This is a genomic window from Bacillus sp. TH13 (assembly GCF_016651175.1).
GTDB classification, from domain to species: Bacteria; Bacillota; Bacilli; order Bacillales; family Bacillaceae_G; genus Bacillus_A; species Bacillus_A thuringiensis_S.
The window spans coordinates 2,272,070-2,296,856 of sequence record NZ_JAEKEJ010000025.1; the positions used below are offsets into that span (position 1 = coordinate 2,272,070).

Below are 24,787 nucleotides of genomic sequence, written 5' to 3' on the forward strand. Positions count from 1 at the left end.
ATTTGAACCAAATAATAATATAGCAATTTACTTATCCAGAGAGGTAGAGGGACTGGCCCTATGACACCTCAGCAGCGGGTTCTGTAATAGGAACACCGTGCTAATTCCAGCAAGCAAGTCTTGAAAGATAAGTGATGGGCCTTTGTTTATTAAGCCTTGATCTTATTTTTTAAGATCAAGGCTTTTTGTATTCTAAAAAGAGAAAAGGGAGTAATTGAAAAAGTACGTTCATAAAACAAAGTAAATATATGTGTTTAGGGGGTTATTAGAGTGTATGTAATTAAAAAATTATCGGTTATGGTGTTCACACTATGGGTTATTACGACAGTGACATTTCTAATTATGCATATTATTCCGGGAGATCCATTTTCATCAGATGCAAAAATCTTTCCTGAAGAAGTGATCCAAAACATGAGAGCGAAGTATCACCTTGATGAACCGTTATGGAATCAATATGTTGCTTATTTAGACGGTGTAGTTCATTTTGATTTTGGTGAGTCTGTTCAATCAACTGGACAAGGGGTATCAGAAATTATAACAACTGGCTTTGGTCCATCGGCAATTATTGGTCTACAAGCACTTGTTATTTCGTTGTTAGTAGGAATTGCGGCAGGGACATTTGCTGCTCTATATCATGGAAAAGTAATTGACTATAGTCTGAGTTTACTTGCAATTCTCGGTATTTCTATTCCAAGTTTTATTTTAGCACCACTATTTATACAAGTATTCGCTATCCAATTTGAGCTTTTACCAGTAGCTTCTTGGGGAACATTCGAACATACGGTATTGCCATCCTTTGCATTAGCGTTAGGGCCAATCGCGGTTATTACGAGGTTTGTTCGTTCTAATATGATTGAAGTACTGCAGAGTGATTATATTAAGCTAGCAAGAGCAAAAGGTATACCAATTAAGAAGATTATTATAAGACATGCTCTTCGAAATGCGATTGTTCCAGTACTTACATTTGTGGGACCGTTAATGGCTGGACTTTTAACAGGGACTTTCGTTATTGAAAAAATCTTTTCAATTCCTGGCCTAGGAAAATATTTTGTAGATAGTATTTTTAACCGAGACTATCCGGTGATTATGGGAACAACGATTTTCTATAGTGCATTATTAATTGCTTGTATTTTCATTACAGATATTATTCACCGCATTGTTGATCCGCGTATTCGTTCTATTACATAAGGAGGGGGGATATTTAAATGGGAGCTTATGAAATTAATGAACAGTTATTAACGAAAGAAGAGAAAAAAGAATTAACGATAAATAAAAATCAGCAAACGATTAGCAGAAAGAAAGAAGTGTTTCGTAAGTTTATATCGAATCCAATCGCAGTTTTAGGAACAGTGACGTTATTGCTAATTATTGTTTTCTCGCTTATTGGCGAAAGTTTAACTTCATTTACTGCGAGTGAACAAGTAAAAGAGGCAACAAATTTACCGCCGAGTAGTGAACATTGGTTTGGAACAGATGATCTAGGAAGAGATATTTGGGCACGTACTTGGGCTGGTGGGAAGATTTCACTAACAGTTGGATTAGTAGCAGCTGCCCTCGATATAGGGCTTGGTGTACTGATTGGTGGATTTAGTGGATATGTGAGAGGGCGTAATCGCCTTGGAACGTTAATTGATGAGTGGATTATAAGGGGAATTGAAGTATTATATGGCATCCCATATTTGTTAATTGTTATTTTACTATTAATTGTTATGAAACCAGGTCTTTTCACCATTATTATCGCCCTTGCATTAACGGGATGGATTGGAATGGCTCGTCTCATTCGAGCACAAGTATTGTCTTTAAAACAACGAGAGTTTGTTATTGCAGCAGAGCGATTAGGTACATCACATATGAAAATTATATATGGGCATTTAATTCCGAATTTAACAGGGATTATTATCGTAAATTTATCATTTACAATTCCAGCAGCTATTTTTTCAGAATCATTTTTAAGCTTTATAGGACTTGGAGTACAATCACCAGCGGCAAGTTGGGGGACGATGACGAATGATGCACTCGGGACATTATTGAGCGGAGAATGGTGGCAGTTATTTTTCCCGGCAATCATGATTGCACTCATTATGTTCGCATTTAATGCAATTGGTGATGGTTTGCAAGATGCAATTGATCCGAAAATCGTCAAACGGAATCGAAAGGAGAAAAAACATGGCACAAATCTTATCTTTAGAAAACGTAACGTTAGCCGTTGAAAAAGAGAATAGTAAGCAAGCGATTGTGAAACATGTTTCCTTTTCTATTAACGAAGGTGAAATAGTTGCACTTGTAGGAGAAAGTGGTTCAGGAAAAAGTGTTACAGCACAATCTATTATCGGACTAAATCAAGAATCAATTCATATCGATGATGGAAATATAGCTTTCCAAGCAAAGGAATTAACGAATTTACAAGAGTCAGAATGGAATCAAATTCGTGGAAAAGATATTTCCTTTATATTCCAAGATCCGCTTTCATCTTTAAACCCAACGATGAAGGTAGGCAAACAAATTACAGAAGTAGTTTTGCAACATGAGAAAAAATCGAAAAGAGAAGCAAAGGAAATTGCGATTAACTTGTTAACAGATTTAGGGATACATGAAGCAGAGAAACGCTTTGAACAGTACCCACATCAATTAAGCGGAGGTATGAGGCAGCGTATTTGTTTAGCAATTGCGTTTGCTTGTCATCCAAAGCTTGTAATTGCAGATGAGCCGACAACAGCGTTAGATGTAACGATTCAGAAACAAATTATGGGGCTATTAAAAGAAAGAAAAGAAAAACAAAATACGAGTATTTTATTAATTACACATGATTTGGCACTTGTACGTGAAGTAGCTGATCGAGTAGTTGTTATGTACGGGGGACGTGTCGTTGAAAAAGGAACGATACAGGAGGTAATAGGTTCTCCTAAACATCCATATACGAAAAGTTTATTACAAGCAATTCCGAATATGGATGATTCCGAAAAGGTATTACGTGCTATAGAAGGAACGACACCTTCCATTGAAACATTAAATAGCTTCGGTTGTCCTTTTGTAAATCGTTGTTCAGTAGCGATAAAAGAATGTATTCATCGTTTTCCAGAGAGAACCACATATTCTAAGGAGCATAGTTCACATTGTTGGCAACATGTTCTAGAGCATAATAAAGCGAAATCAAAAGAGAAGGTGAATGCCTCATGACGACAGATTTAATTACTGTAAAGCAAGTAACGAAAACGTATGGAAGTAAAAGTAAAGAAATCACAGCGTTAAAAGACATATCACTTTCTATCCCGAAAGGAACAACACTTGGCATTATTGGTAAAAGTGGTTCAGGAAAAACAACACTTGGAAAGCTCATAGCAGGGATTGAGAGTCCAACGTCTGGTGAAATTAATTATAACGGTCAAGTCGTTCACAAGCTGAAATCAGCTCATAAGCGAGATTTTTTACAGAAAGTACAGTTCATTTTTCAAGATTCCACAGCAGCATTAAATCCGCGCTGGAAAGTACGCGATAGCGTAACGGAAGGTTATATTTCATTCGGTTTAGGTGATAAAGGATTGAAGGATAAAGTAGCAGGTGATGCGCTAGAACGTGTTGGATTAGATAGAAGATATATTGATCGATATCCGCATGAATTTAGCGGAGGACAACGTCAACGTATCGCTATTGCAAGAGCGTTATTGTGTGAGCCAGAAGTATTGATCCTTGATGAACCAATTTCAGCATTAGATGTTTCATTGCAAATTCAAATTGTACATCTGCTGCAAAAAATTCAAAAGGAACAAGGCTATACATATTTATTTATCGCACATGATTTGCCGATGGTTCACTATTTATGTGAAAAAGTGGCTGTCTTATATAAAGGAGAACTTGTTGAATTTGGAAATACGGACGAAGTGTTCCGTAATCCACAACATTCTTATACAAAAACATTGTTAGCATCAACACCAAAAATTTCGGGTTAAAGGAGAATGTAGGATGAAGAAGTTTTTACTGTTTATCATTATGACTGTTTTAGCGATTACTTCGGTCGCTTGTGGTAAGAAAGAGACGCAAAAGGCGAGTGCTGGTAAGGGAGAAGGCGATCGATTAGTAACGAATATTAGTAGTGATCCATACACACTTGATTCTGCTATTGCAACAGATAGCACGTCAGGTTATATAATTGGGCAGTTGTTTTCAAGTTTATATACGCAAGATAGTGATGGGAAATATCAAAATGAATTAGCAGAGAAAGAAGAGGTAAATGCTGATGGAACTGAATATACAATCCATTTGAAGAAAGATATTAAATGGTCAGATGGCTCTCCTATTACGGCAAATGATTTTGAATTTGCATGGAAGCGATTATTAAATCCGAAAACGGGTTCTATGAATGCGACAGAAATGTATTTCATTAAAGGGGCAGAGGCATATAATACTGGAAAAGGTGAAGAGGGACAAGTTGGTATTCAAGTCGTTGATCCTCAAACATTAAAGGTAACTCTTGAACATCCAGTTGCTTCTATTAAACAAAAATTAGCAAGCTCATTATTTATTCCATTAGCTAAAAAGTCGATTGATGATAATAATAAATTAAAAACAGATCCAAAAGAGCTAATTACGAATGGACCATTCCAGTTAAAAGAGTGGAAGCATAACCAGGCTATTACAGTACAAAAAAATAAAGAATACTACGATAAAAAGGTAACTCTAAAAGAAATTGAGTTTCGTATTATTCCAGACTCTAAAACAGCGTATCAATTATTTAAATCAAAAGAATTAGATTTACTAAGTGGTTTACCACAAGAGATGATTGAAAAAGAAAAAGGAAATAAAGAATATAAGCGTGTTGCAGGATTTTCATCTTATATTTATTCGTTTAACGTAGAAAAAGAGCCGTTTACAAATGCGAAGGTACGTAAAGCATTTTCATTAGCGGTTGATCGTAAATTTATCGTTGAAAAACTGTATAAAAATAATGCGCAAGAAGCATATGCATTCGTTCCAGAAGGAGCAAAAACACAAAGTGGTCGTGATTTTCGTAAAGAAAAAGGTGATTACGTTAAATTTGATCCAGCAGAAGCGAAAAAATTATTAGAAGAAGGTATGAAAGAACAAGGGTGGTCTACATTACCTGAAGTAACATTAAAATTCACTACAGATACACAACATAAAAAAGTAGCAGAAGCAATGCAAGAAATGTTTAAGAAAAATCTTGGCGTAGATATTAAATTAGAAAATAAAGAGTGGAAGAGTTACATCGACACATACAAGCAAAGTGATTTCCAATTAGCTTATATGGGATGGGGCGGCTCTTTATTAGATCCAATTACTAAACTAGATTTATATGCAGGTGATGGTCCGAATAACTATGCAAAATGGCATAATAAAGAATTTGACGCTTTAGTAAAAGAAGCAAAAGTTGAACAAAACGAAGATAAGCGTTTTGACTTATTGCATAAAGCGGAAGATATTATGTTTACAGATTCACCATTAATCCCAATTATTTTCCCAAGTGCTTCATATTTACAAAAACCATCAGTATCTGGTGTTCAGTTCATTATCGGTTCTAGTCCAGAACTAAGATACGCAAAAATTAAAAAATAAAGAAGTAGGCAATCGCCTACTTCTTTATTTTATTTCTCTTTTATATTCTTTTTTCGTTCCATCAGAGAAGACAACTTCTAAATCGAATTTTTGATAGTCTTTATCAAGTTTGAACACGTTTACTACTTGATCGATTACTTCTTGGTCAGCAGTATCTTTATCAAATTTTAATTCTTGTAGAAGTGGGCTTAATTTTGTGATAGCCTCGTCTCCTGTTAATTTTACATCTGCTTTATGATCTTCAATTTTTGCTTCCATTTTCTTATCAGCTGCTACATTTTTATAGTCTGCTTCGTAGTCTTTCTTTGTATCTTGGTAGTCTGCCTTTAAATCGAATTCATTGAAGTTTAGTTTTAAATCTGCAGGAGCCTCATTTTTTGCTTCTTCAGTCGTCTTTTTATTAGAAGTTGTGTCTTCTTTTGCAGGAGCTTTACATCCTGTTAATGCAGGTACTAGCATAAGAGCTAATAAAACTGATAGTAGAATTCTCATTATAAATTCCTCCTTATGTAAATTCGTTCTATACAAGTTTTTCCCAAAAACATGTAATTATGTATGTGTTGAAAATAAATTATTATCCTGCAGTCACAAGGGCTAATCCGCAATTTAAATCAAAAACGATTTGTATGTATATGGTAAATTGAATTTGTGAGGAGGTACTGAAATGCTTCCTAAAACATATCAAACGATCGGTGAATTATTTCCCGCAACATATGCAGCAAATGGCTATTATACAATAATATTCGGAGGAGTTAGTTTAGAGAGAAATATTATTTCATTATTAGTTATTGTATTGGTTACACAATTAGTAGCAGTGACGACTTTAGCTATAAAAGGAATGGTAAAGGGAAGAAGAAGCTCGGTAGTTAAAGAAGCATAAAATAAAAAGGTATCCTTCAATTGGATACCTTTTATTAGTACTTATTATTTTGCAACTTCTGTCCACTTGTAGTTAAATTCACCGCCGAAGTCAGTCGTTACAAGTCCTTTAATGAAAGAGCGTTGTAAGTAAGAGCGACCTTGTTGGTATAACGGAGCGACAGCACCGTCTTGTAATAAGATTTTTTCAGATTGCTTCATTGCTTCAAAGCGTGCTTTTTCATCACCAGCTAAATCTGTTTTTACTTTATGAATTAGCTCATCGTACTCTTTGTTAGAGTATTTATCGAAGTTATAAGCGCTATCTGTTGTAAATAAATCTAAGAATGTAATTGGATCAGCGAAGTCAGGGCCCCAGCCGTCAATTCCGATTTCATAGTCACCACTTAATAGTAGTTTCAACTGTTGCTTACGTGGTTGTGGTTTTAAGTTCACTGTTAATCCGTCTAAGTTCTTTTCTAATTCACCTTTTAAATATTCACCAGTCTTTTTAGCTAAAGCATTGTCACTTGTTAATAGTTCGATTGTTACTTTGTCAGTACCAAGTTCTTGTTTTGCTTTTTTCCAGTTTTCTTTTGCTGTTTTCACATCATCTTTAACTAGATTTCCATTTTCTTTACGGAAGTCGTTGCCTTCTGGGCTCTTTGCGAATTTCGCAGGAACCATTCCTTCAGCTGGAACCGCGCCGTTATTTAAGATTGTTTCTACGTAAGCTTTTTTATTCATTGCACCGTTAATAGCAAGGCGTGCATGTTGATTTTTTAATGTTTCATTTTTCTGATTTAGTCGTAAGAATTGAATGCCGACTTCAGCGCGTTCTTTGAAGTTTGGATCGCTCTTATATTTATCAACAAACTCTGCAGTTAAAGCAACACGATCAATTTGTCCTGAATCATATAAGTTAACTTCTGTAGACTTATCTTTAACGACATTGAAGTTGATTTCTTCTAATTTTACAGTTTTAGCATCCCAATAGTTAGGGTTCTTCTTTAATTGGAAGCTTTGTTCGTGTTTCCAGTTATCTAATGTGAAAGCACCGTTGTAAATTAAATGATTTGTTTCTAAACCGTATTTATCGCCTTGAGATTTTAAGTAATCTTCATTAATTGGTAAGAATGTTGAAAATGTCGTTAAGCTTAAGAAATAGGGAACAGGACGGTCTAGTTGTACTTCTAACGTTTTATCATCAAGAGCTTTGACACCTAATTGATCAATTGGCAATTGTTTTTGGTTTATTTGTTTTGCATTCTTTATATCGAAGAATAAGAATGCATATTCGGCAGCTGTTTCAGGACTTACGGCACGTTGCCAAGCGAAGGCAAAGTCTTTTGCTGTAACAGGAGTACCGTTTGACCATTTTGAATCACGCAGGTGGAATGTATATTTTGTTTTATCGGGACTAATGTCAACCGACTCAGCAACACCAGGGATAGGTTTATTATCTTCTCCCATTGCATATAAACCTTCAAAAACATTTCGCATTACATTCATGGATTCCCCATCCGTTGCTTTGGCAACATCCATTGTTGGAATTTCTGAAGCAAATGATAAGTTAATTGCTTGTTTATCAGGTGCTTTATCGTTTGCTTTCGCTCCGCTTGTATTATCTTTATTTCCCCCGCAAGCAGTTAGTAATAGACTTGCCCCTAAAACAGATGCAACAACAGGTACAATTTTTTTCTTCATTGTTCGGTCCTCCCTAAATGTGTTGTTCGTAACGTCATAATGTCCATGTCTTGAAGTGTATCTATAGAAGAAGAGAAAACCCATTATAGATATGTGCATGTAGGTAATCAGGTGTTCTATATGTATATACATGTTGAACTATAATCTATCGTTATATCTTTTAACGTAGTGGACGTTATATTTTGATGGTGAAATATTTTGTTTCTTTGATTATTTAGAATATTAACACTGGAAAGAACTATATGTCAATAATAAAAACAGATTGTTAATTTCTTAGAATAATATATTAAAAAAGCAGATTCTCTTGTATGAGAGAATCTACTTTTAATATATTTTGCTAAAAAAACAATTGGTGTGGGCTAATAATAATTGGGGATGAAGAAACCCCAATTATTAAAGTTTCACTTTATTTTTCAATTTTTGCCCATTTGAAGTTTAACTGACCAGCAAAGTCTACTTGCACAATTCCTTTTACGTAAGAACGTTCTAAATAAGATTCTCCTTTTTGATAAAGAGGAGCGATAACAGAGTCTTTAAATAATATTTTCTCTGATTCTAGTAATGCTTCCCAGCGAGCTTTTTCATCACCAGCTAAGGTTGTTTTCACTTTTGCTATTGTTTCATCGAATTCCTTATTAGAGTAATGATCTAAGTTGTAAGGATTATTCGTTGTAAATAGCTCAAGGAATGTGATTGGATCAGCAAAGTCAGGGCTCCAGCCATCAATTCCGATTTCGTAGTCACCTTTTAATAAAAGCGAAACTTGTTGCTTACGCGGCTGCGGTTTTATATTTACTGTTAAGCCATCTAAATTCTTTTCTAGTTGTCCTTTTAAGAATTCACCAGTTTTCTTATCAAGGTCAGCATCACTCGTTAATAATTCTAATGTTATCTTTTCAGAACCAAGCTCTTGTTTAGCTTTTTTCCATAACTCTTGTGCAGATTTTGTATCAACTTTTGTTAAATCGCCGTTTGCAGTACGGAAGTCTTTTCCTTCAGGTCCTTTTGCAAAGTTTTTTGGAACGAGACCAAATGTTGGTGTAGAGCCATCATTTAATAACGTATTTACAAAGGATTTTCTATCAATTGTTTGATCGATTGCTTGGCGTGCAGAAACGTTTTGAAGTACTTTGTTTTGTTGATTCATACGTAAAAATTGTACGCCTACATTTGGACGTTCTTTAAAGTTAGCATCTTTTTTATATTTATCAACGAAGTCAGATGTTAGTTTTATACGATCTAATTGTTTTGACTCGAATAAATTTACTTCTGTTGATTTTTCTTTTACGACGTTAAAATTGATTTCTTCTAGTTTGACAGTATCTTTATCCCAATAGGTAGGGTTCTTCTTAAATTTAAAGCTTTGTTCGTGCTTCCAATCGCTTAGTGTAAAAGCTCCATTGTACAAGATTGTATTATCTTCTAAAGCGTACTTATCACCTTGTGCTTTAAAGAATTCCTCATTAATTGGTAGAAATGTTGGGAACGCTGTTAAGCTAATAAAATAAGGAACAGGACGCTCTAATTCTACCTCAAACGTATGGTCATCAACTGTTTTTACACCAAGTTGGTCGGCTGGAAGTTCTTTGTTGTTAATTTTTGTTGCGTTTTTAATATCAAAGAATAGAAATGCATATTCAGAGGCTGTTGCTGGATCTACGGCCCTTTGCCAAGCGAACACAAAATCTTTAGCTGTAACAGGAGTGCCGTTTGACCATTTTGAATCTCGCAAATGGAATGTGTATTTCGTTTTATCGCCACTTACTTCATGAGATTGTGCAACAGCAGGAACAGGTTTGTTACCTTCACCAAGATTATACAAACCTTCAAATACGTTTCTCATTACTTGACCAGAATCAGTATCTGTAGCACGAGCCGTATCCATTGTTCGTATTTCAGTAGGTGAAGATAAGTTTAAAACCTGTTTACTAGGTGCCTCGTCTTTTGCATTTGCTCCGCTTGCTTCGTTTTTATAACTACCGCAACCAGCTAATAAAATACTTACTCCTACAACTGATGCAATACCGGGTACAAACTTCTTTTTCATTTGATTTTCCTCCTAAATAATTAAGTTTGGATGATGATGAGGGAAATGAAAAATAAAAAATCCCTCTTTTCATATTGAGAAAGAGGGATTTTTACGTACAAGTTATGCACCCGTATATAAACGAAGTCCCTCATTCTATCTTTCAAGCATAAAGCTTGCAGGAAGTGGCACAGTATTCAAAATGAACCTGTTGCCGAGGTTTCAAAGGGCCAGTCCCTCCACCTCTCTTGATACAATGAGTAAACGAATAAATTTTATTAATTTTTGTGTTTCTTTGATAATTCAAAATCTTACACCTTGAATAATGAAGTGTCAACTAAATGAAATATAGTTTAAATTTTCAGTTTTCTTAAACGAAAAAACCACTGCATATGGCAGTGGTTTTTCTACTAGAAGTTAAAGTTATCTGGATCTGGACCAACGCGACGATCTTCATTTAAAGCTTGAATTACTTTCATATCATCAGCACTTAATTCAAAGTCGAAGATGTTTGCATTTTCAATAATGCGATATTCTTTAATTGATTTAGGAATTGTTACAACTTCGTTTTGTAAATCCCAGCGTAAAATAATTTGCGCAGTTGATTTATTATATTTTGTCGCAATTTCTTGTAATGTTGAGTTATCTAATAGTTGGCCCTGCATTAATGGTGACCAAGCTTCAAGCTGGATGTTATGTTCTTTACAGAAAGTATGTAATTCTTCTTGTGCTAAGCGTGGGTGATATTCCACTTGATTGACCATTGGCTTAATTTCAGCAATTTCAAATACGTCTTGTAAGTGGTGAATGTGGAAATTACTCACACCGATAGCACGAACACGGCCATCTTTATAAAGTTTTTCTAGCGCTTTCCATGATTCAGTATATTTCCCTTTTACAGGCCAATGTACTAAATATAAATCTAAATATTCTAGCCCTAATTTTTCTAATGTAGTTTCATATGCTTGAAGTGTTGATTCATAGCCTTGATCGCTATTCCATACTTTTGATGTAATAAATAATTCTTCACGTGAAACACCGGATTCACGGATCGCTTGTCCAACGCCTTCTTCATTTTGATAGATTGCTGCAGTATCGATGCTGCGGTAGCCATTTTTAATTGCTGCTTTTACAGAATCAATTACTTCTGAACCATCTTCTACTTTAAAAACACCTAAACCGAACCAAGGCATTTTCACACCATTATGTAATGTTGTATAGTCTTTTAAATTTGTTAAATTCATATTATTTCCCCCTAGCTTTTTTATTTGTTGCTTCTACTGCTTTTTGAATTGCCTCTGAAAAATTATATTCATATAAAGTTTTGAGACCTTCAGCTGTGGAACCACCTGGTGTTGTTACTTGTTCTCGGAGGTTAGCTGGATTTTGCGTTTGTTCAAGCATAGAAGCAGAGCCAGAAATCATTTGAATGACAAGATGTTTTGCGGTTTCTTCATCGACTCCATAACTTTTTGTTGCTTCAATTAAGCTTTCAGCAAAGTAATAAAGGAAGGCTGGCGCACTTCCAGTAACTGCAGTAAGCTGATGAACTTCTTCTTCGGTGCAAAGCTGTGAAGTACCAATGCCTCTTAAAAGCAGTTGCAGGGTTTCTTGATGCAACTCATTTACTGATTGTCCCATTGTATATAAGGAGATAGACTTTCCAATTTCAGCAGCTGTATTAGGCATAATCCAAGCAACAGGAGTGCCTTTTGGGAGTCTAGCTTCTAAATAAGATGGTCCAATGCCAGCTGCTACTGTTACGACAAGTTGATTTGATATTAACGGAGATAGCTCAGTTAATAACTCTTCATGAGCAGAAGGTGGCATTGCTAAAACAACCGTATCAACAGATGTAATATGCTGCTTCCAATCTGTTGCAGTAGACACATTATATCGATGTTGTAACTGTTTGAGCTTTTCTACGTTACTTCGGTTAGAGACGATAATTTCTTCGATGTATTCTTTGCTTGTTTTGAGTAATCCGGAAAATATAGCTTCTGCCATACGACCGGCGCCAATAAATAAAATTCGATGTTTAGTTGCCATATCCTTTATTCCTTTCTAGTAGAGATATGTTATAAAAACGATATCATTTTTAAGGGAATTTTGTAAAAAGAAAAGACTTATCGTAGGTGGAATGGATAATGAGAAGGCGGAAATTCATGGTAAAGGAAAGGGCTATTACTTTATACGTCATGCTAATATTAGCTGTTATTAATCTCTTTATATGTGTAGCTGGTTTGCTAGAGTGGAAGAGCAATTATAAGGGGCAAGAACATACAAATAATTATATCTAGAAAATAATTAGAATTGAAAAACCCCTGAAGCATATATGCTTCAGGGGTTTACTAATAGAATATAAGATTATGCTTTTGTCATACCAAGTAATACAGCACCGCCGATAATTAAAACACTACCTAGTGCAATAAAGATCAATTGACGTTTTGTTTTCTTTTCACCTAAGAAGACAATCGCACCGAATGTTGAGATAACGATTCCAGTTTGAGATAATGGGAAGCTTGTTGCTACTCCGACACGTGGTAATGAAAGAAGTAAGAATAAGTTTCCAGTTCCCCATAGTAAACCAGATAAAGCATTACGGATTGCATATTTGTTAAATGGTTTATGTTTAGACGTCAGTACAACCGCACCAACAAACATACCAACTGCTTGTGGTAAAATAGCAGACCAACCATCGATATTATACCAACGAATAATAATTACATATACAAGATAGCCGAAAGTAGAAACGATTAAAGTAAGAAGTCCTTTTTTCAATTGTCCTGGTGGCTGAGCATTTTCTTTATCATCTAGTGATGTGAATACAACACCAACTACGATTAATAGGATTGCAATCGTTCCCAGAACAATCGTTGTTGTAGTAGTCCATTCACGGAAAGCGATAACTCCAAAGATAGAAGTTGCAACAAGTTGCATACCAGTAGAAATTGTTACGGTAGTTGAAACACCTAGTTTTTCAACTGTTTTTAATTGGTTTACTTGTCCTAAAGCCCAGAATAAACCTGAAATAAAACCAACAATTAAGACTGTCATTGTTAAAGCTGGTTGAGTAAATACATACATAATTGTTGCGAAGAATAGAGCACCGATTGTCATACCTACCGTTTGGCTATATGCACCACCGCCCATTTTTACGCTTACTAATAAGATGTTTCCCCATGCAATTGCAGGAAGAAGCGCTAATAAAATGTCCATTACAAGACTCCCTTCGGTTTGCTATACCAATATAGTTACATATTGTTCTAACGATCGGTAATGCCCCACTAATAGAGTAGAAGATTACCGATCGCTAAAACAGGATGAAGAATTCACGATATAAATGCGTTTTCATTTCTTCATTTTTTGAAACACCTCCATATAATAACAGGAAATTGCCTATTTTAGAAAGTGAATTCAAATAAAATGTATATTTAAATAAGAGGTAAAATTCAGTTATTTCCCGGTGGTATATTTTATTTCCTAAGAAATAAAGAAGCAGCTTCCAAAAAAGCTGCTTTAAGGGTTAGTAATTCTTTTGTTAATAAGCTGAATACATAGCAGAAATAGGAGTGACATACTAATAGTGATAACCACAAGTGTCCAGGCGAGTTGCATATTACTTGCGTCAATGGCCATGTAAATTGCAGTCGGGATTGTCTGTGTTTTACCAGGGATATTCCCGGCAAACATGAGTGTAGCACCAAACTCACCGAGCGCGCGGACAAAGCTCAAAATCATCCCGCTTAGTAATGCAGGAAATGCGAGCGGAAGTGTAACGTGCAGAAAAACTTGATATTCACTTGCGCCAAGGTCACGAGCACTTTCTTCAATTTGTACATTTGCGATAGAAAATCCCGTTTTCGCTGATTGGTACATAAGCGGAAATGCAACAACTGTAGAAGCGATGATCGCAGCGGTAGATGTGAACATAATAGACTGCTGAAATAATGATTCAACCCACCTTCCGATCGGGCTGTTGTTTCCAAAGATGATAATGAGAAAGAAGCCGATAACAGTTGGTGGAAGTACCATTGGTAATAAAAATATAGTTTCTAATAGTACTTTATATCGCCATGAGGAGCGAGCTAGTGCTCGCCCGACAATCGTCCCTAAAATTGTAACGAGAATAGTGGCACACGCAGCTACTCTTAAAGATAGAAAGACAGGCGATATAATAGCATCAATGCTCATAGTAATTACGACAGGACTGTAAATCCATATTTCTTAAAGATAGATTGTGCATCTTTTGACTGCAAATATTCATAAAATGAAGTCGCCTCTTTCTTATGTTTAGATTCCTTTATAACACCTAAAGGATAGTGGATTGGCTCATGAGAAGTAGCTGCTGCTGTTTCACCAATCTTTACTTTATCTGAAATGAGAGCATCTGTTTTGTATACGATACCAGCATCGATATTCCCTGTTTCTACATATGTTAACACTTGGCGAACATCTTTTGTAAATACGACTTTATTTTGAACATCATTCCAAAGGTTTTCGTGTGTTAGAGAAGCCTTTGCATATTTTCCAGCAGGTACAGATTCAGGTGTACCAAGTGCAATTTTTTTGATTTTCTCATCTTTTAAATCTTGAAATTTTGTAAGAGAACTATCTTTAGGGATGACTAGAACTAGTTCATTTCCAAGAAGATTTTTCCCTTCTTTTTCATTAATGAATCCTTTTTTTACAAGGGTTTGGAATTTATCTTCTGCTGCAGAGAAGAATAAATCAGCAGGTGCACCTTGTTCAATTTGTTGTTGAAGTGCTCCAGAAGCACCGAAGTTAAAAGAAAGTTTAATATTGGGTTCTTTTTCTTTATATTGTTTTTCAATTTCTTTTAATGCATCTTGTAAGCTTGCAGCAGCTGAGATAGTAAGTTCAACTGCTTTTCCTTCTTTAGCAGTTGATTTCTCTTTCTTATCTCCGTTTATACATGCAACACTAAATATAAGAAGAAAAGAAAGTATAAGTGCCCCAATCGAACGTAATGTAAATTTATTCATAAAAAAATCCCCTTTCGTTTTGACACATCTAATTATAACTAAATATAACTAAATATAACTAGTTATAATTGAATATAATTTGAACATATATCTATTTTTAAAAAATAGGAGAAATATTCTTTTCTTTGTTACAATGAAAGAAGAAAGTGAGGAATCGTCTATGGATCATCATTCCTACACAACGGAAGAAGTAGCAAAGCGATTAAAAGTATCAAAATTAACTGTATACGACTTAATTAAAAAAGGAGAACTTCCTTCTTATAGAGTTGGTAGACAGATGCGCATTGATGCAGCAGATTTAGATCAATATATAAAACAAATGAAAACAGGAAAGGTACAAGTTACTCCTGTAAAAAACGATGGTAGTAGTATCTTGAACACGTGTATTATTAGTGGTCAAGAACTAACGTTAGATATGTTAGCTAAACGTATAGAAAATCGTTTGCCAAGTTCTAATGTTTTAAGAGCGTATCAAGGTAGCTTAACAAGTTTAGTGAAAATGTATCAAGGAGAAGGAAGTATCGTTAGTTTGCATTTGTTTGATGGTGAAACGGGTACATATAATGTTCCTTATGTAAAACGCATTTTAGTAGGCCAGCCATGTATTATGATTAATTTATTGTCCAGAAATGTAGGATTTTATGTCCAAAAAGGAAATCCGAAGAAAATAAAGACATGGGCCGACATATCCAGATCCACTATAAAGTTTATAAATCGAGAAAAGGGTTCTGGTATTAGAGTGTTAGTGGATGAACAATTACGAATCCAAAAATTAAATAAAGCTGATATTAGTGGATATGAATGGGAAGAATCGAATCATCTGGGTGTTGCCACGCAAGTTGCAAATGGAAAAGCTGATGTAGGAGTAGGTTCAGAAAAGTTTTCGCAAATTGTAAATGTGGACTTTATTCCAATCATGAAAGAACAGTATGATTTAGTAATTTTGAAGAATAAAGAAAATGAAGAGCTGATTGAAGTCGTGAAAGACATTCTGCAATCGGAAGAATTTCATAATGAATTAAATGCAATTGACGGATATGATATTATGAAAACAGGTCAAATTATATATGAAACAAACTAAAAAGCAGCTTGTCTATAAGACGAGCTGCTTTTTCTATATATAAAGGGGTTTGGGGAAACAAAGTATTAAATAAGACCTTGAGCAAGTGTGTAAATGAAAGCTGTAAGAAGAGTAGCTCCACTTGCAAGTCCGATAAAGTCTGATTTGTTGAAAGTAATGTTGTTCATTATAATCTCTCCTTATTTGTTTAATGTAGTTGCAACAGCTTTTGCATCGACAAGTGCGGATAGCACCATGCCCATTGTATTTAAAAATTTATTTGATTTCATATTGTTCATCATGCGTATCCGCTCCTTTTCGAATTGTTGTTGCCCTGCTTATGTCTTAATTATAGGAAATATGTCCACTTGCAACTATCGAATTAGCTTACGAAAGACTTACACTTTTGTAAGAAAAAAAGACATTCATGTAAGAATGTCTTTCACAGCATATTGATATGATGATGTTCTTCAATTGTTTTTAAAAAACTACGCATTGAATTCGTCATATAGCTATCTTTACGGCGTATGAAAACCGTTGAAATACTGCCGTATTTTTCAGGAATTGCATGACAATGTACCTTACCTGCTTTAGAAAGATGATGGACAGCAGACTGTGGTACGAGTGTAATTCCGAGGCCGAGTGCAACGCTGTTTAATATTGTCTCTAATATATTGAATTCCATAATTCTTTTTGGTAGCAAACCTTCGTCTTTCAGCCATCGTTCTAGTTTGGAACGGTATCCGCATCCTTGGTTAAAAACGAGTAGAGGCGTTGTTGTAAATTCTTCTATATGAAAAGCTTTATTTTGTGTTACAAGCATTAATTTTTCTGTACTAACATCGTATTGTTCGATTAGTGGATGTTTAATAGGACCTGATATAAAGGCACCATCTAATTGATGATCAAGTACTTCTCTAATTAATTCTTCTGTTAGACCCGCTTGTAATGATAAATCGACATTCGGATAGCTTTTATAGTAAGAAGATAAAATGGTAGGCAGTGTACTTACTGTTTCGACTGTACCGATTTTTAATATACCGGAGGGTGTTTCGCTATCTAAAAATACTTGTTTTAGTTCGTCGACATCTTGCAAAATTTTACTAACATAAACGAGCATTTTTCTTCCTTCAGCTGTTAAAGTCATTCCTCGTTTATGGCGGTAGAAGAGTGGGGTTTTTAATTCGTTTTCTAGTTGTTTAATACGTGCAGTTACATTTGATTGTACATAATTTAATTCCTTTGCTGCGCTACTTACACTACCCTGGTCGGCAACGCTTTTAAAGATTTGTAAGTCTCGTAATTCCATTTTGTAATCCCCCTTGATGTTAACTATCATTATAAATGATAGTTAACATCATTTTGAATCATTTTACGTGATATATTTTTTCTTTTACAATTCTCTTTGTGCAAATAGAAAGAAACGGGGGATTGCGGTGAGAAGAGGTCAAATGATAATAGGGGCTTTAGCGTGTTTAATTGCGAGTATGTCATGGGGAGCGATGTTTCCAGTTGCTGATCATGCGCTAGAATACATAGATCCATTTTATTTTTCGCTTATTCGTTATGGAGCAGTGGCGATAATGCTGATTGTATTGTTGTTAATGAAAGAAGGAAAACAGGCATTTCGTTTAGAGGGAAGAGGAAAGTTACTCGTCTTTTTTGGAACGATGGCATTTACAGTATATAATGTCCTCATATTTTTAGGGCAAATGTTAATGGGTAAGTCGGGTGTAATGGTAGCTTCCATTATGGAATCACTTATGCCGATGATTTCTATTTGTATTTTATGGGGATATAAGCATATAAAACCGAAGAAGTATATGATAACGAGTATGGTTATTGCTTTTGTAGGAGCTGTGTTTGTTATTACAAAAGGTGACATGAGTTTCTTTGTAACATTGAAAGATAATATGTTCTCATTAGCATTTATATTTATTGGTGTTGTAGGCTGGGTTATTTATACGATGGGTGGTCAAACGTGTAGTGATTGGTCAACATTACGTTATTCTACGTTGACGTGTGTATTCGGTACGACTGTTACAGGAATTATAACGGTAATTATTACGTCGCTTGGATATGTTTCAGTTCCTAGTGTGGGAACGATTTCTATTGTGAAGTATGATTTGTTATTTATGATGACATTGCCAGGTATTGTAGCGCTACTTGCTTGGAACTACGGTGTGAAAATTTTATCATCCATTAATGGGATTTTATTTATTAATTTTGTACCAATTACGACTTTAGTTATTATGATGATGCAAGGGTATCAGATCACAATGTTTGATATTATAGGGACTGTACTTGTTATTGCAGCACTTATTCGCAATAACGTTTGCCAGAGAAAAGAAGAAAATATAAATAAGAGAGTTTTACAAGAAGAACAATTACGTCAAGCTGTTTAATAGGCAAATGGAGGATTTCACATGTTAGAAAGTTTATTGTTTTTCTTCGCCGTCGGAGTTGCCTGTGAGCTTGCAGCAATTAATCGAAATGGTCGTAAAAAGATAAAACAACAAGCTGAGCTGATACAGCTTTTAAAAGAGTTGAAAGAAAGAAAAAATTAAAAAGACGACCGGGCATAGACGGTCGTCTTTTTCTATATAAAGGGGAAAGGGGACACAAAGTTATACAAGCGTAGCAGCGTAAATGAAAGCAGTAAGAAGAAGAGAGCCGCTAGCTAATCCTAAAAAATCTAATTTGTTAAAAGTAATGTTATTCATAATACATTCTCCTTACTTGTTTAATGTAGAAGCAACAGCTTTTGCATCGAAAAGAGCCGATAATACCATGCCCATTGTATTTAAGAAATTGTTCGTTTTCATTTTGTTCATCATATTAATCGACTCCTTTTCGAATAATTGTTGCCCTGTTTCTGACTTAATTGTATGAAATATAGTAAGAAGTAACTATCGAATTAGCTTACAAGAAAATTACACTTTTGTAAGAATTGAAATTTAACAATTCATTCTTAATTTTATTACCAACTCCTAAAACTTAGTGTTATAATTATTGTAAGAATATGATTATACTTCGGATGTTTAGAAAGGAACGAAACAAATGTATAAACCAATTACATTTTTGTTGAAATATATATTTAAAACAGCTGGGAAAGTAGAAGTACAAGGAAGAGAAAAGCTACCAGAAGGTGGACCGTATGTTGTTGCATGTACACATACAAGTTTTATGGATGTATTAATGTTAGCTACAGGGATGTATCCAACTCAAATTCATTACATGGCCAAGAAAGAATTATTTGAAGGGAAATTCAAAAATTGGTTCTTTAAAAATGTAAATGCATTCCCTGTAGATCGTGCGAATCCAGGACCAAGTACACTTAAAATTCCATCACGTTTATTAAAAGAAGGAAAGGTAGTAGGGATTTTTCCGAGTGGAACAAGATCAGCGGAAGATGTTTCATTAAAAGCGGGTGCTGTGACAATTGCGATGCGTTCTAATGTTCCGTTAGTACCAGCAGCTTATGTTGGTCCATCAAGTGTAAAAGAATTAATAAAGGGAAAAAAGGCACAATTGATTTTTGGAGATCCAATTCAAATTGAGGCTGGAGAACAAATAGATCGAAAAACCGCTATGAAAATGATGACAGATCAATTAAATGAGAAGTTTGAGGAGTTAAAAGAAGCTTTGCAATCAAATCAAAAATAAGAAAAGACGACCGGGCATAGACGGTCGTCTTTTCTATTGCTATTTATAATAAAGGGGAAAGGGGACACAAAGTTATACAAGCGTAGCGGCGTAAATAAAAGCAGTAAGAAGAAGAGAGCCACTAGCTAGTCCTAAAAAATCTAATTTGTTAAAAGTGATGTTATTCATAATATATTCTCCTTACTTGTTTAATGTAGAAGCAGCAGCTTTTGCGTCGATAAGAGCGGAAAATACCATGCCCATTGTATTTAAGAAATTGTTCGTTTTCATTTTGTTCATCATATTAATCCGCTCCTTTTCGAATAGTTGTTACCCTGTTTCTGACTCAATTGTATGAAATGTTGCGGAAAGTAACTATCGAATTAGCTTACAGAAAAATTACACTTTTGTAAGAGAAACGAATGAAGGTGTAATGATAAGAAGATTTGACATATGTTCATGAGATTCATTAAGTTAAAGGTAGAGGTGAGTGTATGGCTAATATTAAAGATATTGCAAAGATGGCGGGAGTTTCAGTTACGACTGTTTCGAGAGTGTTGAATGATCACCCATATGTAAGTGAAGAAAAAAGGAAAGCGGTTATAGAGATAGTTGAGAAATTGAATTACTCGCAAAACGCAAATGCTGTTCATTTATCAAAAGGAAAGACGAATATTGTTGGTGTAATTCTACCTTACATTAATCACCCGAGCTTTGATGCAATGGTAGGGGGAATGATGGAGGGAGCGTTAACTCATAATTACAGGGTGCTACTTTGCCAAACGAATTATAATAAAAAAGAAGAAATGAAAAGTTTACATATGTTAAAAACAAAACAATTGGATGGTCTTATTATTTGTTCACGTGCAAATGATTGGGAAACGATAGAACCGTATGCTTCTTACGGCACAATAATTGCTTGTGAAGATAATGATATTTCAAACATCTCAAGTGTATATACGAATCATTCAGCGGCCTTTCAATTAGGAATGGATTATTTGATTGAGAAAGGTTATAAAAAAATTGGTTATTGTACGGGAAGAAAATTAGGGCCGAGTAGTCAAAAGCGTTTTGATGTTTATAAACAGCAATTGCAATCTATAGACGAAGAGGTTAATGAAGAATGGATTTTTACAGAATGTTTTACACTAGAAGACGGTGTAAAAGTGGCTCATAAGTTAAAAGAGATGCAGGATCTTCCTGAAGCATTAATAGTAGCAGGCGATGAAGTTGCGATTGGGGTTATGACGGAAGTTGGGAAATTAGGTATTCGAGTTCCTGAAGATTTAGCAATTATTGGTTTGGATAATCAACCTATCTCGCAAGTGTTACAATTGACAACTATTGATCAAAATTTAAAGGAGATAGGGAAAACTGCTTTTGAAATGTTGCATAGAAAAGTGAATGATGAGAGTTCTGAACAAGAAAAGCTGGAAATTCCATACGAACTTGTGGAACGTTCTACAGTTTAATCTTAATCCGTTATGTGTATAATCGCATAACGGATTATTTTTTTTGAAATATCTTTGACAGGAAACGCGTTTCATACTTTATAAAGGAGTTAAACCGGTCTGTAATAATCCATGGATTCTTTTCAAGAATAGTATTTGGAGGGATATGCATGAATGAACTTTTATTAAGTGTGAACAAGTATATAGAGGATGACGAAAAAATTTTAGCCTTTGTAGTAGGGATCTTTGAGAAGGATAATTTCATGTTATGTTATCAACATGGAATTTTTGTTGCCACTACTAGACGTCTCCTGTTTTACGGGAAATTTCCGTACTATCCTTCAACATTTAAAGAGTACTCATATTTGCATATAGATAGCATAGATTTTCATCCGTACTTTGAGTTTACTTATAATCATGAAACGGTTAGAGTTAAGCATATTCAGAAAGGGAATGTGGAGCGATTTGTCCATGTAGTTAGAGCAAATATGAATAATTAATCAACCCTCTGTTTAAACATAATATTTCAATTTTTAAGAGGGAAAATGCGGAATAAAAACCACTTCTAAACCTCTAGGAGATAGTGATACAATGTCAAATGGGGGGAGGGTATGAACTATGGTTAATCAACGTATAAAGGAAATAACACTAATTACAATTGGTTCATTATTATTCGCAATTGGTATTAATTACTTTGCAATTCCAAACCGTTTATCGGAAGGTGGAATTATTGGTTTAACGGTTGTTACGTACTACTTATTTGATTGGTCACCAGGGATTGTGAATTTTGCTATAAATGCAATTTTACTAGCTGTTGGTTATAAATTTTTTGATAAGAAAACAATGATTTATACAATTTTAGGGATTGTAGAAACATCTTTGTTTTTATACGTTACAGAACATATTGAGTATCATGTAAATAGTGATACATTATTAGCAGCTTTATTTGCTGGTTTATTTGTGGGTATTGGATTAGGCTGTATGTTCAAAGCCGGAGGTACATCGGGAGGATCAGCAATCTTAGCTCGGTTAGCAAATCAATATTTAGGTTGGAGTGTAGGTAAAGGCGTACTAATTATTGATATTGTTGTAATTGCTGGTTCTGTATTTATAATAGGACAAGAAAAGGCAATGTATACACTTGTAGCTGTGTTCATCGGAGCGAAGGTGATTGATTTCATTGTAGAAGGAATGGATACAAAAACGGCTGTTACGATTATTTCAAATCAACCAGATTTAATTCGTGAGGCCATTACGAAAAATATGACACGCGGTGTTACTGTATTGGAAGGGCGCGGCGGATATACTGGTAAAAATAAAGAAGTTTTATATGTTGTTATTAATAAACAAGAGCTTGTTAAGTTAAAACAAGTTATTAGCCGGGTAGATGAAGATGCTTTCGTTGTTATACACGATGTACGTGATGTACTTGGCGGTGGCTTTAAAGCAAGCTAAAAGGTGAACGAGTAAATTCGTTCACCTTTTTTAATTCTTACAAAAATGTAAGTGTAATGTAATGAGATTCAATAGTAGATTTTATTCCCCCTTTTTAAAATGGATGTATATATATCCTGCAGAGGAGGAATGTTTATTATGAAGAAAAAAATGATCACTACTATAATAGCGATGATAGTGATAGTAGTAATGTTACTGCCTACGAAACTTGGACCGGTTATCGATAAATATAATCCATTTTATAAGACGAAAGAATACTATACGGTTGTGAATACAATTGGTCAGCATATCGGTGATGAGTGGTATGAATATGAATTCATTGCATTCGATGAACGTGGTAGAGAGCAGAAAATAAAGAAAACGGTTAAGCATATGTTAAAGAGAGATGAAGCATTAAAGGTTTTTGCGAAAGGGCGTTACGGTGAGTCCATTGAAGAGATTGAGGTTGCAAATATTCCTATAAATGCGAAGAGTAAACTTTTAACGGTGAGATAGAGAAATATACCCCCAGCTATTTTTTGTCGAAAATAAAAATACTGGGTAAGGGTATTTTTATTTTCGACAAAAAAGCCTTAGTCCATATAGACTAAGGCTTTTTTGTTATATAAAGGGGAAGGGGGTACATTGTAGTAGCATGGGTGAAAGGTATAAGAAGAGTAGCTACTAGCAATGTAATTTGGTTATGTGATTGTTCTTCTTATTTGGCTTACTTTCTAATTTTATTGTACGAAATATAAGTAAGGGGAACTATCGAATTACATTACACATAACTTACAAACATGTAAGCCTTCTGTAATGTAATTCGATAGTTAAAAGATAGTAATTTTCATATAGTGTAACTAGAAAGTCTCAATGTATTACTTTCTGTTTGTAATGAAGAATGAAAAACCAACTAATTTTTAATAATCCTCATCTGAATCAAGATGGGGATCTTTTTTAAAACCTTACAACATTGTAAGGTTTACGTAAGTTAATTCGATAGTAAATTTGTCATATTTTTTGCATAATAGATACAAATAGAAAAATAATTAGGGATCTAGTAAGAAGGGAGAAAAATGGGATGAGTAAAGAAGAAGTAGTGAAGTTACCAATTAAAGATTTCTGTAGCTACTTTACTGTTGCCGTAGTGTGTATTGGATTATTTGATATCATAACAAACTTAATTGTTAAATAATATAGATGCTAAAACAAGAAAGGAAGTCCTTTCTTGTTTTTTTTATGGGGGCATAAAGATGAAATGGATTGATAGTCATATACATGTTGATCAATATAAGGATGAAGAGAAGAGCAGATTACTAAAAGAGGTGGAAAATAGTAATGAAATAAAGGGGCTTATTGCGGTATCTATGAATTATCAATCTTGTAAGGAAACGTTATCTTTAGCGAAGAAGTATCCCTTTATATATCCAGCGATAGGGTTTCATCCAGAGCAACAGATTCATAAAGAAGAGTGTGAACAGATTTATCAACTTATTGAACAGAACGCAGAGGAAATTGTTGCGATTGGTGAAGTAGGTTTGCCCTATTATTTGAGAAAAGAAGATGAAAGAATTGCTGCAGATCTATACATAGCTGTATTGAAAAAATTTATAGAACTAGCTAGTAAGTATAATTTGCCGATTGTATTACATGCAGTTTATGAAGATGCTGACATTGTATGTGATTTGCTAGAGAAATATAAAGTTTCACGTGCACACTTCCATTGGTTTAAAGGAAGCGATGAAACAATGAAACGGATGATGAGAAATGGTTATTATACTTCGATTACACCGGATGTTTTACATAAGGAGAAGATTAGAAAAATCGTTTCGTATTATCCGCTTGAATATATGATGGTAGAAACAGATGGACCGTGGGAATTTCAAGAGGGTGTTGTAACGCATCCAAGAATGATTCGAGAGGTATTAAAGGAAATTAGTTCTATAAAAAACATATCCATTGATAAGGTTGCAGAAACAATATATGAAAATACAAGTCGATTTTATTTGAAAGGATAGGAGAATTATAG

28 protein-coding genes and 2 riboswitches are annotated in these 24,787 nt (G+C 34.6%); of the genes, 16 read left to right on the forward strand and 12 right to left on the reverse strand.

Features of this window, described 5'->3' with window-relative positions; all coding sequences use genetic code 11:
* The first annotated feature begins 28 nt into the window (after positions 1-28).
* Positions 29-134, forward strand: a riboswitch (SAM riboswitch).
* A gap of 136 nt (positions 135-270) precedes the next feature.
* From JFU02_RS20200 to JFU02_RS20220, 5 genes are read left to right on the forward strand one after another with little or no spacing between them, the layout of a single operon-like run.
* Entirely contained in the window at positions 271-1,188 is a 918-nt protein-coding gene (locus JFU02_RS20200; RefSeq protein ID WP_000289317.1) for an ABC transporter permease, read from the forward strand.
* Between the two features lie 17 nt (positions 1,189-1,205).
* Entirely contained in the window at positions 1,206-2,210 is a 1,005-nt protein-coding gene (locus tag JFU02_RS20205) for an ABC transporter permease (protein ID WP_016083992.1), read from the forward strand.
* Complete coding sequence (locus JFU02_RS20210; RefSeq protein ID WP_000057271.1) at positions 2,167-3,177, forward strand: ABC transporter ATP-binding protein; 1,011 nt, start codon at positions 2,167-2,169, stop codon at positions 3,175-3,177. Before JFU02_RS20205 ends, JFU02_RS20210 begins: the two co-directional genes overlap by 44 nt.
* A complete protein-coding gene (locus tag JFU02_RS20215) occupies positions 3,174-3,947 on the forward strand; it encodes an ABC transporter ATP-binding protein (protein WP_201071519.1) in 774 nt (257 codons plus the stop codon). Before JFU02_RS20210 ends, JFU02_RS20215 begins: the two co-directional genes overlap by 4 nt.
* Before the next feature lie 13 nt (positions 3,948-3,960).
* Entirely contained in the window at positions 3,961-5,571 is a 1,611-nt protein-coding gene (locus JFU02_RS20220) for a peptide ABC transporter substrate-binding protein (RefSeq protein ID WP_000714088.1), read from the forward strand.
* Between the two features lie 24 nt (positions 5,572-5,595).
* Here JFU02_RS20220 and JFU02_RS20225 read toward each other — a convergent pair whose 3' ends face one another.
* Complete coding sequence (locus JFU02_RS20225) at positions 5,596-6,063, reverse strand: YusW family protein (RefSeq protein ID WP_001221551.1); 468 nt, start codon at positions 6,061-6,063, stop codon at positions 5,596-5,598.
* A 172-nt stretch (positions 6,064-6,235) separates the two neighbouring features.
* Here JFU02_RS20225 and JFU02_RS20230 point away from each other — a divergent pair, with 172 nt between their 5' ends.
* On the forward strand, positions 6,236-6,451 hold the full coding sequence (locus tag JFU02_RS20230; protein ID WP_000937087.1) for a hypothetical protein: 216 nt from the start codon (positions 6,236-6,238) through the stop codon (positions 6,449-6,451).
* A gap of 44 nt (positions 6,452-6,495) precedes the next feature.
* Here the strand turns inward: JFU02_RS20230 and JFU02_RS20235 are convergent, their stop codons facing one another.
* The 4 genes from JFU02_RS20235 to proC form a co-directional block, all read right to left on the reverse strand.
* Positions 6,496-8,136: a peptide ABC transporter substrate-binding protein gene (locus JFU02_RS20235; protein WP_201071522.1), complete on the reverse strand. Its 1,641-nt coding sequence runs from the start codon at positions 8,134-8,136 to the stop codon at positions 6,496-6,498.
* A gap of 406 nt (positions 8,137-8,542) precedes the next feature.
* Entirely contained in the window at positions 8,543-10,183 is a 1,641-nt protein-coding gene (locus JFU02_RS20240) for a peptide ABC transporter substrate-binding protein (protein ID WP_201071525.1), read from the reverse strand.
* 132 nt (positions 10,184-10,315) lie between these two features.
* Positions 10,316-10,420, reverse strand: a riboswitch (SAM riboswitch).
* A 152-nt stretch (positions 10,421-10,572) separates the two neighbouring features.
* Entirely contained in the window at positions 10,573-11,406 is an 834-nt protein-coding gene (locus JFU02_RS20245; protein ID WP_001054776.1) for an aldo/keto reductase, read from the reverse strand.
* 1 nt (position 11,407) lies between these two features.
* Positions 11,408-12,211, reverse strand: coding sequence for a pyrroline-5-carboxylate reductase (gene proC / locus JFU02_RS20250; RefSeq protein WP_000201593.1), 804 nt, complete (start codon positions 12,209-12,211; stop codon positions 11,408-11,410).
* Between the two features lie 98 nt (positions 12,212-12,309).
* On the opposite strand from proC, the gene JFU02_RS20255 reads away from it, so the two are divergent.
* Positions 12,310-12,462 (forward strand): hypothetical protein, encoded by a 153-nt coding sequence (locus JFU02_RS20255; protein WP_176542997.1) that lies wholly within the window; start codon positions 12,310-12,312, stop codon positions 12,460-12,462.
* A 67-nt stretch (positions 12,463-12,529) separates the two neighbouring features.
* Here JFU02_RS20255 and JFU02_RS20260 read toward each other — a convergent pair whose 3' ends face one another.
* The 3 genes from JFU02_RS20260 to modA all read right to left on the reverse strand — a co-directional run bounded on the left by JFU02_RS20260 (position 12,530) and on the right by modA (position 15,168).
* On the reverse strand, positions 12,530-13,381 hold the full coding sequence (locus JFU02_RS20260) for a GRP family sugar transporter (RefSeq protein WP_000353549.1): 852 nt from the start codon (positions 13,379-13,381) through the stop codon (positions 12,530-12,532).
* Positions 13,382-13,681: 300 nt separating this feature from the next.
* Entirely contained in the window at positions 13,682-14,356 is a 675-nt protein-coding gene (modB, locus tag JFU02_RS20265) for a molybdate ABC transporter permease subunit (protein WP_002152004.1), read from the reverse strand.
* A gap of 5 nt (positions 14,357-14,361) precedes the next feature.
* A complete protein-coding gene (gene modA, locus JFU02_RS20270) occupies positions 14,362-15,168 on the reverse strand; it encodes a molybdate ABC transporter substrate-binding protein (protein WP_201071528.1) in 807 nt (268 codons plus the stop codon).
* A gap of 160 nt (positions 15,169-15,328) precedes the next feature.
* On the opposite strand from modA, the gene JFU02_RS20275 reads away from it, so the two are divergent.
* Positions 15,329-16,249, forward strand: coding sequence for a substrate-binding domain-containing protein (locus tag JFU02_RS20275; RefSeq protein ID WP_141535847.1), 921 nt, complete (start codon positions 15,329-15,331; stop codon positions 16,247-16,249).
* A gap of 65 nt (positions 16,250-16,314) precedes the next feature.
* Here the strand turns inward: JFU02_RS20275 and JFU02_RS20280 are convergent, their stop codons facing one another.
* Positions 16,315-16,416 carry a DUF3948 family protein gene (locus JFU02_RS20280; protein WP_001060017.1) on the reverse strand — a complete coding sequence of 34 codons (102 nt, stop codon included), beginning with the start codon at positions 16,414-16,416 and terminating at the stop codon, positions 16,315-16,317.
* A gap of 254 nt (positions 16,417-16,670) precedes the next feature.
* Positions 16,671-17,537, reverse strand: a complete 867-nt coding sequence (locus tag JFU02_RS20285; protein ID WP_023520844.1) for a LysR family transcriptional regulator — start codon at positions 17,535-17,537, stop codon at positions 16,671-16,673.
* Between the two features lie 127 nt (positions 17,538-17,664).
* Here JFU02_RS20285 and JFU02_RS20290 point away from each other — a divergent pair, with 127 nt between their 5' ends.
* Both JFU02_RS20290 and JFU02_RS20295 read left to right on the forward strand, forming a co-directional pair.
* Positions 17,665-18,633: a DMT family transporter gene (locus JFU02_RS20290; protein ID WP_142307733.1), complete on the forward strand. Its 969-nt coding sequence runs from the start codon at positions 17,665-17,667 to the stop codon at positions 18,631-18,633.
* A 21-nt stretch (positions 18,634-18,654) separates the two neighbouring features.
* The gene (locus JFU02_RS20295; RefSeq protein ID WP_000894065.1) at positions 18,655-18,795 is read left to right on the forward strand and encodes a YrzO family protein; all 141 of its coding nucleotides are present in this window, start codon (positions 18,655-18,657) and stop codon (positions 18,793-18,795) included.
* 60 nt (positions 18,796-18,855) lie between these two features.
* Here the strand turns inward: JFU02_RS20295 and JFU02_RS20300 are convergent, their stop codons facing one another.
* Entirely contained in the window at positions 18,856-18,951 is a 96-nt protein-coding gene (locus JFU02_RS20300; RefSeq protein WP_001060007.1) for a DUF3948 family protein, read from the reverse strand.
* Positions 18,952-19,288: 337 nt separating this feature from the next.
* Between JFU02_RS20300 and JFU02_RS20305 the strand changes: the two genes are divergently transcribed.
* Positions 19,289-19,894, forward strand: coding sequence for a lysophospholipid acyltransferase family protein (locus JFU02_RS20305; protein WP_000277778.1), 606 nt, complete (start codon positions 19,289-19,291; stop codon positions 19,892-19,894).
* 72 nt (positions 19,895-19,966) lie between these two features.
* Here JFU02_RS20305 and JFU02_RS20310 read toward each other — a convergent pair whose 3' ends face one another.
* Positions 19,967-20,062, reverse strand: a complete 96-nt coding sequence (locus tag JFU02_RS20310) for a DUF3948 family protein (protein ID WP_001060007.1) — start codon at positions 20,060-20,062, stop codon at positions 19,967-19,969.
* Between the two features lie 305 nt (positions 20,063-20,367).
* Between JFU02_RS20310 and JFU02_RS20315 the strand changes: the two genes are divergently transcribed.
* From JFU02_RS20315 to JFU02_RS20335, 5 genes are all read left to right on the forward strand, one after another.
* The gene (locus JFU02_RS20315) at positions 20,368-21,345 is read left to right on the forward strand and encodes a LacI family DNA-binding transcriptional regulator (RefSeq protein WP_097960141.1); all 978 of its coding nucleotides are present in this window, start codon (positions 20,368-20,370) and stop codon (positions 21,343-21,345) included.
* 149 nt (positions 21,346-21,494) lie between these two features.
* Positions 21,495-21,824, forward strand: coding sequence for a PH domain-containing protein (locus JFU02_RS20320; protein WP_061666734.1), 330 nt, complete (start codon positions 21,495-21,497; stop codon positions 21,822-21,824).
* Between the two features lie 118 nt (positions 21,825-21,942).
* Positions 21,943-22,779, forward strand: a complete 837-nt coding sequence (locus JFU02_RS20325; RefSeq protein ID WP_000248046.1) for a YitT family protein — start codon at positions 21,943-21,945, stop codon at positions 22,777-22,779.
* A gap of 138 nt (positions 22,780-22,917) precedes the next feature.
* Positions 22,918-23,274, forward strand: coding sequence for a YxeA family protein (locus tag JFU02_RS20330; protein WP_000728423.1), 357 nt, complete (start codon positions 22,918-22,920; stop codon positions 23,272-23,274).
* Positions 23,275-24,011: 737 nt separating this feature from the next.
* Positions 24,012-24,776, forward strand: coding sequence for a TatD family hydrolase (locus tag JFU02_RS20335; protein WP_098013560.1), 765 nt, complete (start codon positions 24,012-24,014; stop codon positions 24,774-24,776).
* Positions 24,777-24,787 lie beyond the last annotated feature (11 nt).

Coding starts and splice junctions, on each gene's coding strand:
- JFU02_RS20330 (WP_000728423.1), top strand. CDS start 22,918: ATGAAGAAAAAAATGATCACTACTATAATAGCGATGATAGTGATAGTA.
- proC (WP_000201593.1), bottom strand. CDS start 12,211: ATGGCAACTAAACATCGAATTTTATTTATTGGCGCCGGTCGTATGGCA.
- JFU02_RS20205 (WP_016083992.1), top strand. CDS start 1,206: ATGGGAGCTTATGAAATTAATGAACAGTTATTAACGAAAGAAGAGAAA.
- JFU02_RS20210 (WP_000057271.1), top strand. CDS start 2,167: ATGGCACAAATCTTATCTTTAGAAAACGTAACGTTAGCCGTTGAAAAA.
- JFU02_RS20315 (WP_097960141.1), top strand. CDS start 20,368: ATGGCTAATATTAAAGATATTGCAAAGATGGCGGGAGTTTCAGTTACG.
- modB (WP_002152004.1), bottom strand. CDS start 14,356: ATGAGCATTGATGCTATTATATCGCCTGTCTTTCTATCTTTAAGAGTA.
- JFU02_RS20305 (WP_000277778.1), top strand. CDS start 19,289: ATGTATAAACCAATTACATTTTTGTTGAAATATATATTTAAAACAGCT.
- JFU02_RS20310 (WP_001060007.1), bottom strand. CDS start 20,062: ATGAATAACATCACTTTTAACAAATTAGATTTTTTAGGACTAGCTAGT.
- JFU02_RS20275 (WP_141535847.1), top strand. CDS start 15,329: ATGGATCATCATTCCTACACAACGGAAGAAGTAGCAAAGCGATTAAAA.
- JFU02_RS20295 (WP_000894065.1), top strand. CDS start 18,655: ATGTTAGAAAGTTTATTGTTTTTCTTCGCCGTCGGAGTTGCCTGTGAG.
- JFU02_RS20235 (WP_201071522.1), bottom strand. CDS start 8,136: ATGAAGAAAAAAATTGTACCTGTTGTTGCATCTGTTTTAGGGGCAAGT.
- JFU02_RS20320 (WP_061666734.1), top strand. CDS start 21,495: ATGAATGAACTTTTATTAAGTGTGAACAAGTATATAGAGGATGACGAA.
- JFU02_RS20220 (WP_000714088.1), top strand. CDS start 3,961: ATGAAGAAGTTTTTACTGTTTATCATTATGACTGTTTTAGCGATTACT.
- JFU02_RS20325 (WP_000248046.1), top strand. CDS start 21,943: ATGGTTAATCAACGTATAAAGGAAATAACACTAATTACAATTGGTTCA.
- JFU02_RS20285 (WP_023520844.1), bottom strand. CDS start 17,537: ATGGAATTACGAGACTTACAAATCTTTAAAAGCGTTGCCGACCAGGGT.
- JFU02_RS20260 (WP_000353549.1), bottom strand. CDS start 13,381: ATGGACATTTTATTAGCGCTTCTTCCTGCAATTGCATGGGGAAACATC.
- JFU02_RS20245 (WP_001054776.1), bottom strand. CDS start 11,406: ATGAATTTAACAAATTTAAAAGACTATACAACATTACATAATGGTGTG.
- modA (WP_201071528.1), bottom strand. CDS start 15,168: ATGAATAAATTTACATTACGTTCGATTGGGGCACTTATACTTTCTTTT.
- JFU02_RS20335 (WP_098013560.1), top strand. CDS start 24,012: ATGAAATGGATTGATAGTCATATACATGTTGATCAATATAAGGATGAA.
- JFU02_RS20240 (WP_201071525.1), bottom strand. CDS start 10,183: ATGAAAAAGAAGTTTGTACCCGGTATTGCATCAGTTGTAGGAGTAAGT.
- JFU02_RS20280 (WP_001060017.1), bottom strand. CDS start 16,416: ATGAACAACATTACTTTCAACAAATCAGACTTTATCGGACTTGCAAGT.
- JFU02_RS20230 (WP_000937087.1), top strand. CDS start 6,236: ATGCTTCCTAAAACATATCAAACGATCGGTGAATTATTTCCCGCAACA.
- JFU02_RS20215 (WP_201071519.1), top strand. CDS start 3,174: ATGACGACAGATTTAATTACTGTAAAGCAAGTAACGAAAACGTATGGA.
- JFU02_RS20225 (WP_001221551.1), bottom strand. CDS start 6,063: ATGAGAATTCTACTATCAGTTTTATTAGCTCTTATGCTAGTACCTGCA.
- JFU02_RS20300 (WP_001060007.1), bottom strand. CDS start 18,951: ATGAATAACATTACTTTTAACAAATTAGATTTTTTAGGATTAGCTAGC.
- JFU02_RS20255 (WP_176542997.1), top strand. CDS start 12,310: ATGAGAAGGCGGAAATTCATGGTAAAGGAAAGGGCTATTACTTTATAC.